At 43.7% G+C, this 8,772-nt stretch carries 7 protein-coding genes; 3 read left to right on the top strand and 4 right to left on the bottom strand.

What is annotated here, in order from left to right:
* The 3 genes from A3763_RS11430 to lolA all read right to left on the bottom strand — a co-directional run.
* Window positions 1-1,585: S8 family serine peptidase (locus A3763_RS11430; RefSeq protein WP_156490139.1), on the bottom strand; the 1,585-nt coding region annotated here is incomplete at its 3' end.
* Window positions 1,586-1,683: 98 nt separating this feature from the next.
* The gene (locus A3763_RS11425; RefSeq protein ID WP_068511488.1) at window positions 1,684-3,051 is read right to left on the bottom strand and encodes a replication-associated recombination protein A; all 1,368 of its coding nucleotides are present in this window, start codon (window positions 3,049-3,051) and stop codon (window positions 1,684-1,686) included.
* Between the two features lie 11 nt (window positions 3,052-3,062).
* Window positions 3,063-3,713, bottom strand: coding sequence for an outer membrane lipoprotein chaperone LolA (lolA, locus tag A3763_RS11420; RefSeq protein WP_068511490.1), 651 nt, complete (start codon window positions 3,711-3,713; stop codon window positions 3,063-3,065).
* Window positions 3,714-4,141: 428 nt separating this feature from the next.
* On the opposite strand from lolA, the gene A3763_RS11415 reads away from it, so the two are divergent.
* From A3763_RS11415 to A3763_RS11405, 3 genes are all read left to right on the top strand, one after another.
* Window positions 4,142-5,971, top strand: a complete 1,830-nt coding sequence (locus A3763_RS11415; RefSeq protein WP_068634257.1) for an ATP-binding protein — start codon at window positions 4,142-4,144, stop codon at window positions 5,969-5,971.
* Between the two features lie 14 nt (window positions 5,972-5,985).
* Window positions 5,986-6,348 carry a response regulator gene (locus A3763_RS11410; RefSeq protein WP_068552638.1) on the top strand — a complete coding sequence of 121 codons (363 nt, stop codon included), beginning with the start codon at window positions 5,986-5,988 and terminating at the stop codon, window positions 6,346-6,348.
* A gap of 69 nt (window positions 6,349-6,417) precedes the next feature.
* Window positions 6,418-7,005, top strand: a complete 588-nt coding sequence (locus A3763_RS11405; RefSeq protein WP_068511497.1) for an ABC transporter substrate-binding protein — start codon at window positions 6,418-6,420, stop codon at window positions 7,003-7,005.
* A 294-nt stretch (window positions 7,006-7,299) separates the two neighbouring features.
* On the opposite strand, the gene A3763_RS11400 is transcribed toward A3763_RS11405, so the two are convergent.
* Window positions 7,300-8,772 (bottom strand): DNA translocase FtsK (locus A3763_RS11400; protein ID WP_255376621.1); only part of this gene is annotated, 1,473 nt, incomplete at its 5' end.

The following is an 8,772-nucleotide window of genomic DNA, read 5'->3' as shown; positions in this document are numbered from 1 at the left end:
ATAAGGCTAACTCTGACGTCACCGAACTCACTGCCGTCACACCGTCAAATGCAGCCGGATAAAACTTTTCGCTACTCGACTCATTCCCCGCTGCAGCAATTACGATAATGCCTTTAGCAATAACTGCATCGATTGCGGTCTTCAAGGTATCAGAGAAGCCTTCGCCACCGAGAGAAAGATTGATCACATCGGCAGGGTCACTAGGCAGCTCACCGCTATCATTGTCTAAGCCTCCTGCATACATGATCGCATTCGCCAAGTCCGCATCGGTTCCTTGGCTAACACCGTCTTCATTTTCTACCCCTAGAACGCGAAGAGCCATGACTCTTGAATTAAATGCTACACCCGATATGCCTTCACTATTATTACTTTGGGCAGCGACAATTCCAGCAACATGCGAACCATGATGCACTCGACTCAAATCCGTAGGGTCATCATCGAAACCGTCTTCGTCTCCGGAATATTCTGTGTCGGAAATAAAATCGTAACCACTTGTAGTCAACTGGTTGCGCAGATCAGGATGATCGGGATTGATTCCACTGTCGATGACAGCAACAATTACCCCGTCACCTGTAGCAGTATTCCATGCATCTTCAACCTTAAGTAGTGACAGATTCCACTGTTCTGAATAACGACTGTCGTTCGGGACGAAGGTAGCTCGGCGATAGTAGTTTGGCTCTGCGACCTCAATACCATCTAGTGCTTTTAGCTCTTCTAACAAAACCAGCGTTCGCCATTTTCTTTCGAGCTTACTAGCCTTGGACCAAGAGGTGCTTGAATTTACTCTTAAGTTACTATTAACGGTCGCATCGAAACGAAATAACTCTGCACTCAAACCCGCCCGCTTGGAATATTCTAGTCCGTAGCGCTCTACTAAAGTCCGTTGCAAGCTATCAAGTGAACGACTGCGTGTTGATGCGCCTTGAGCACTTGAACTCTGATCGAATGCAAGTAGCACCTCGCCTGGCACGAAGTCTAAGCGACTCGCTTCACTTAGCAGGCGTGCATTATCAGCACTTAAGTTTTGTGAAAGCGATAGCGTATACAGTAGCGCATCGTGCCCTTGTGTTGTGGCTACGCGCACATAGTATTCATTGGTAAGGGGAACAACTAAAGATTTGGCACCCGGTTCTGATATAGATAGTTCAGCCACAACGACGCCAGACTGATCTACTGCCCTGAGTTCAACAAGGGCATTGATATTGAATTCCTCTTCGTTAGCAGGAAAGACACTTAAACTTACAGTCTGGCCTTCGACCAAGGAAACTCGGTAATAATCATCAAGATCTTCCTCAAACTGATAGCAAAAACCAAGATCCTGAGACTTGCCATTTATGTAGCCTCCAATTGTAATCGGGTTACTAACCAGCTGGGCCGAAAAAAGAGAGTTATTCTGCTCACTAAGCGTGGAGCATGTTTGCTCAACATCAAGATCTACATTGGTATCAGGCTTTACGCTCACCTGGCCTTCGATTGTCACCAAGCCATCGTAAGTATCATCACTCAGCTTACTACCGCTTCCACAAGCAACTAAGGACAAGGCCAGGATACTCAATAGCAGCTTTAAAAAAGGGTGTGTACTCATATATGAAATCTCGATTACTGATAGCTAAAGACTTAACGCCAATAAATCAACCTTAGGACTAGGGCGAATAAATAGTCTATTAGTAAATTGTAGCAAAGTTAGGGAAATCTTTTTTGTTCTGACTCTGCATTTAACTGCCTGAGACGCGCCATTTTTTCGCCAATTTTTAGCTCTAAACCACGATTTACCGGGTGATATAACTGCGTGCCAGCAAGGTCTTCAGGAAAATAACATTCACCAGCAGCAAAGCCATCAGGCTCATCATGAGCGTAACGGTACTCCATTCCCATACCCTGATCTTTCATGAGCTGTGTAGGCGCATTTCTTAAATGCATTGGCACTGTCTCATCTCCGCCTTCCTGCACCAAACGTCGACAGGCATTAAAAGCGCTGTATACCGCATTGCTCTTTGGGGCGACAGCTAAGTAAATCACAGCGTGCGCTATACTCAGCTCACCTTCGGGGCTACCTAAGCGCTCCTGAACATCCCAGGCATTTAAAGCAAGTGTTAACGCTCGGGGGTCTGCATTACCAATATCCTCACTCGCCATCCTAACTACGCGCCTGGCTATATATAGAGGGTCACAACCGGCATCAATCATACGGACAAACCAATATAGCGCGGCGTCGGGATCAGAACCTCTAACAGATTTATGCAGAGCAGATATTTGTTCGTAGAAGATGTCTCCGCCTTTATCGAAGCGCTTAAGCGAACTTTGGATAACCTCTTCAATATTCTCTTTACTAACGACGCACCGCTTAGCATCTCTATCCGCCAGATCAACTGCTAGTTCAAGAAAGTTTAAGGCCTTGCGAGCGTCACCATCTGCAACCTTTGCCAAAATATCGACTAGCGATTCGTCTATTTTCACGTCAATATCGGGGAAGCCATTTCGATGCGCTAAAGCGTTGCTTATAACCAAAGCGGTTTCGTGCGAGTCCAACTTTTTTAATACATAAACCCTTGCACGTGAAAGTAATGCATTATTCAATTCAAACGAGGGGTTTTCGGTTGTCGCGCCGATAAAGATAACAGTGCCATCTTCAACAAAGGGTAAAAAAGCATCTTGCTGGGACTTATTAAAGCGGTGGACTTCATCTACGAAAAGTATTGTGTCCCTACCCGTTTGTTGACGATACATCTTTGCCTGTTCAATCGCCGAACGGATATCTTTCACACCACTCAATACTGCAGATAAGGGCAAGAAGTTGGCATCGAAGTGCTCAGCTAATAGATTCGCAAAAGTAGTCTTGCCGACGCCAGGCGGCCCCCATAAGATCATAGAATGAAGAGCTTGTTTATCTATGGCTTGCCTTAATGGACGAGAAGGCCCTACCAGGTGACTTTGACCAACATACTCTGACAGGTCTGCAGGTCTTACACGCGCAGCTAAAGGCGCATAGCGTTTGCTTGTAGATTCTTTCTGGGATTCACTAAAAAGCGGCGCGTCATCGAATAAAGACATTTTCTATCTACCTATGAGCCGGGTATTTGGACATCTCTAATAATGTCAGTACCTTCTGGTAATTCAGGCGTAAAGGTATTACTTGGCAGCTCTAAATTAACTTGCGACTGAATAAAGCTCATTGTACTTTCTTGCCCTAAAGCATCTGTGATCCGGAGTTCGCTCACATTCGAACCAGAGAAACGTAACTTCAGCCCCTCAAATAAGCTTTCCTCTGATTTTGGCTTTAAAGTGAACTGCCTTATTGATGGTTCAAACCATGCCATTTCTACCTCAAATAGCTGACCAATTTTTTGAGTATCACCACTAAACAATATTGCGGGAGTCGTTTGCACCTGCGAGCCCACAGCTTGGATAGTTGCCTGCTCTAAGTCAGGGTCATAAACAGTTACCTCCTTTCCATCAGAGATAACAATTTGTTCGAGCGGTTCATAGGTACGCCAGAAGAATTTGCCTGCTCTATCTGCTTTAAGCTCACCTTTAGACTCCTGAATACGTGCACCACGCTGATCAACAGAATATTGTACAAAAGTCGCAGAAAGAGTTTTTATCCTATTCAGAGACTCTACAAGCTCATCCAGTGCAGAGCCTTGCGTTTCAGGTGCTGAATAAACTGAACAGGTAAAAAGAGATAAAACGGAGAAGAAAATAAATCTATACATAGTGTGTCCATAACAAGTAATACAAGGCGTATACACCCTAAATAAGCGTAAGCCTTTCGCTAGAACGCAACTTTAACACATGAAACAAAGCTGAAAAGATAATTGTTGTTCATCTTATCATCTTGGCTATTTGCATAGATAACAACCCGAATTCTAAACGCTCAGCCCCTATTCACCACTTAAAACACTACATATCGGCATATCTAGAGCCACAAAAATTGATTCAGAATCACTCACCCACTAGCGATCTTCTCTCATTAAACTACACTTGAGGATCAGTGGTTTAGATATTTCCACTTCTAACAATGGTGATCATTTTGAACGATGGCGACAAAGCCAACAATCAGGGCTACAGCTTGGGTGTAAGGCTTCTAAGAGTTGTCTTTTCACTCTAATTGCTGATTACTTTGGTGATCACTCCTGTACATATGTATAACGAGTACCAGCAACAAAAGTTACGCATAGACCGTAACCTTATTACCTACCAATCGATCTTTGGAAAGTCTATTGCCACAGCTTGGTGGAATTATGATATGGAGCAACTTGAAGCTACGCTCCAGGGGGTATTAGGGCTTGCCGATATTTCAGGAATCCTGCTGATAGATTCAGAATCGAAACAGATTTTCGTCGATGGAAATAGCCCCAAAGAGAACGTAGATAAAGACAGCTGGGCAAATAAGTTCTATCAAGAATTCGAGGTGAGCTACGATGGACGTAAAATGGGTACACTTTACTTGTTTTCAAGCAGAGACATAGTAATAGACCAAGTTAAACACAATTTTCTATTCATTTTGGTGAACGCTGTTATTAAGTCAATTGTGCTATGGATACTCTTTCTGTGGGCGTTTAACAAGTTTCTAGTTAAAGCACTTGATAAGTTTCTGATTAAGATGGAAACAACTGACTTTGACAACATACATGACGATAGGCCAACTCTATCTGCTGAACTCTCACACCCCGGGCTTGATAGCCGTGAATTACGGCGCTTAGATAATGTATTCACATCACTTAAAAAGCGTCTTGATAAATCGAAAAACAACTTGCTTTCGCTTAACTCAAATCTTGAAGACATTGTCAGCAAACGTACGAGCATGCTTAAGCGACAGAGTAGTCTACTAGAAGCAATGAGCAGCCAGGCACGAATAGGCGCATGGGAATATGACATTCAAAGTAAAGTGCTAACCTGGTCGTCAAAAACGAGAGAGATATTTGAGGTAGACGATAGCTTCACTCCCACGCCCGACTCTATCAAGCAATTCTATCCCGAACAAAGCATGGGGAAACTTGAAGCACTCCAACTCGAAGCCATCAGATCCGGCACGCCTTGGGCTGAACAGTTAAAAGTAAAAACACATAAAGGCCATCATATTTGGATCACTAGTACCGGTGAAGCAGAGTTTGAAGATGGAGTCTGCCTTCGTTTGTATGGTTCAGTGCAGGACATTGATGCCGAGGTAGGGGCTCATCAAGACCTTGTAGATGCAAAACAAAAAGCCGTGGCTGCAGACGTTGCTAAAAGCGAGTTTTTAGCCAGCATGAGCCACGAGATCAGAACTCCCATGAACGGCATTATGGGTATGCTCCACTTGCTACTAGGTAGCGATCTAAGCGAACAGCAGCGAGATCAGGCTGAACTATCTCTTTCTAGCGCAGAATCCTTACTGTCACTACTAAACGAAATATTAGATATTTCGAAAATAGAAGCTGGCAAGCTAAAACTCGAATATATCGATTTTGACCTTTCTGAGCTTCTTCGTCACCAAGAAAGCTTATGGAAAGGGACTGTTGAAAAGAAAGGCGTCAAGCTTGAACTCCAGTGCACAGACATTTCTCATCAGTATTTAAAAGGTGACCCGAATAGAATTAAGCAAATCGTTTCGAATCTAGTCAGCAATGCAGAAAAGTTTACCGAACAAGGCATTATCAAAATGACCGCTTCGACCTTAGAAGTTGGCGATAAAATAAAAGTGAGTATTAGTATTACTGATACTGGAGTAGGTATAAAACAAGCAAAACTCGGCACAATCTTCGATATTTTCTCACAAGAGGACAGCTCTACCACACGTAAGTATGGCGGGACAGGTTTAGGCTTAACTATCGTGCGCGAACTATCTGAAATGATGGGAGGTCACGTAGACGTGGTGAGTAAATTAGGATGCGGCAGCACATTTACCGTTCAGCTATTATTAGATATTGGGAAACGCCACAAGCCATCAACACACTTGAGCCACGAGAACGTGACAACAAAGCCTCTCTAGGCAGTTTCAATATTTTGTTGGTAGAAGATGTCAAAACAAACCAATTGATAGCCGAAGTGATTCTTGATGAAAACAACTACCCTTGCACCACCGCTAATAATGGGCAGGAAGCCATTCAAATATTGAAAGAAAGTAATACACAATTCGACCTGATATTAATGGACTGCCAAATGCCAATTATGGATGGCTACGAAGCGACTAGAAAAATTCGAAAAGGGTCTGCGGGTGAACATTATACAAGAATACCAGTGGTCGCCATGACAGCTCACGCGATGAAAGGCGATCGAGACAAGTGTATCGAAGCGGGTATGAACGACTATTTATCAAAACCTTTTTCACCAGAAGAAATGTTAGAAAAACTACAATACTGGTTATAAAAGAACGGTTAGCATATTAAGCGAGCTATTAACTATAACTTATAAATCAAGCGTGATTAGGTAGAAATTATGAAAAGCTTATTATTCTCTACAAATTTAGCATTATTGGGGCTACTTACAGCAACCCTTGCTTATTCTTCCGAAAAACAGGTATCCCTTTCTTACGTTGATTACCCACCCTACTACGGAAAGACTCTAGAGAATGGAGGCCCTATAAGTGAAATCATTTCAGCTGCTTTTAAATTAAAAAATTACAAAGTAACGAAAGAACAACTGCCATGGTCTAGAGCGCTAGAATGGACCAAAGAAGGTAAATTCGACGGTATCTATACCGCCTGGTACAGGAAAGATCGAGAAAAAGATTTCGCCTATTCTGCAGAGCTCCCTGCAAATAAAGTAGTTTTATTCAAACGCAAAGACGCTCAAATCAATTATCAAAGTTATTCAGATCTAAAACCCTACACCATCGGCGTTGTTCGCGGATACGCCAACCCACCAGGCTTCGATGAAGCAGGCCTAACCCTCGCCCCCGTAACGACAGATAAACAGAACCTATTAAAATTATCTGCTTCCCGAATAGATTTAGTATTAGTAGATAAAGCACTAGGAAATTACATCATTAAAACGCAAATTCCTGATATGGCAAATCAACTCTAATCACTTGAGCCACCGCTAAAAAAAGATCCGCAATACTTGATGTTTTCAAGAAGTTCGCCTGGCTACCAAATAAAACTCAATGATTTTAACGATGGTCTGAAACAACTCAAAGAGTCGGGGGAAATAAAAGCGATCCTAGAAAAGCATGGGTTACAGTAGATAACTGTATCCTATCTGGGTCTAAGGTCAAATATTAGCCCTTACCCTATAGTAAGTTCGATAAGGGGCTTTTTAGCTATTCGCTGGTTACTGAATATCTTCAGAAAACTTGTCTCGACCAGAAAAGTATAGATTCTAGTCCTTGGGTGGAGGCGGTGCGAGGACTTCTCTAGATCCATTATGGCCGGCAGCACTGACAACACCAGCTTGCTCCATTGCTTCAACCAGGTTTGCAGCTCGGTTATAGCCTACCTTCAGCTTTCTCTGCACTGAGGAGATAGATACTCTTCTGGTTTCCGTAACAAATGCTACAGCCAGGTCGAACAAGGCATCTTGTTCGTTGTCTCCACCACCTTCTTCTGCAAAGGCTGCTACCGCGGGGTCTGAGCTATCGCCACCAGATAGAACCTCTTCAAGATAATTAGGTTGCCCGCGTTCTTTCCATGCTTCAACCACCTTATGAACTTCGTGGTCATCAACAAAAGCACCGTGAACACGAATTGGCACACCACTACCTGGTGGCATATATAGCATATCACCGTGACCCAAGAGCTGCTCTGCTCCACCCTGGTCCAATACGGTTCTAGAGTCGATCTTTGATGATACCTGGAAGGATATACGGGTAGGAACGTTTGCTTTGATCAAACCGGTAATGACGTCAACTGAGGGACGCTGAGTTGCGAGAATAAGGTGGATACCGGCGGCTCTTGCTTTTTGTGCGATACGCGCGATTAGCTCTTCGACCTTCTTGCCAACAATCATCATCATGTCGGCAAACTCATCAATAATTACCACTATAAAGGGTAAAGTCTCAAGATCCGGACGGTCACTTTCTTCATTTCTTAGGTGTAAATCTGGCACCCAGATAGGGTCCTTCATGGGCTCGCCGCGCTCAATAGCTTCTTTAACCTTTCGGTTATAGCCTGCAATGTTACGAACGCCCAAAGAAGCCATCAACTTATAACGGCGCTCCATTTCGGCAACACACCAACGCAGAGCATTCGCAGCCTCTTTCATATCGGTTACCACTGGGGTTAATAGGTGCGGTATACCATCATAAATTGAAAGCTCCAACATCTTTGGATCAACCATGATAAAACGCACTTCATCAGGTTGTGCTTTAAACAGCATACTTAGAATCATACTGTTAACACCAACCGACTTACCTGAACCCGTCGTACCGGCTACCAGCAAGTGCGGCATTTTCGCCAAGTTTGTAACGACCGGGTCGCCTGCAATATCGTTTCCTAACGCCAGGGTAACCGGTGACTCTGCATCATCATAATCCTTAGATAGCAAAACTTCGCTAAAGCGGACAATCTCTCGGTGCTCATTTGGTATCTCGATACCAACTACTGACTTACCAGGGATAACTTCAACCACCCTGACAGCAAGTACTGCCAAAGAACGAGCCAGATCCTTCGCTAGATTAGAAATCTTACTAACTTTTACACCGGGGGCTGGCTGAATCTCAAAACGTGTAATCACCGGGCCGGGATTAACCTCTACAACTTCCGCTTTGACACCAAAGTCGCCCAGCTTCTCTTCAAGTAGCCTAGACATATGCTCGAGCATCTCTTTGGAGAAGCCGAGTTTTTTATTAGTTTC

Source organism: Oleiphilus sp. HI0128, assembly GCF_001635365.1.
This window is presented reverse-complemented; position numbering and strand designations above follow the sequence as displayed.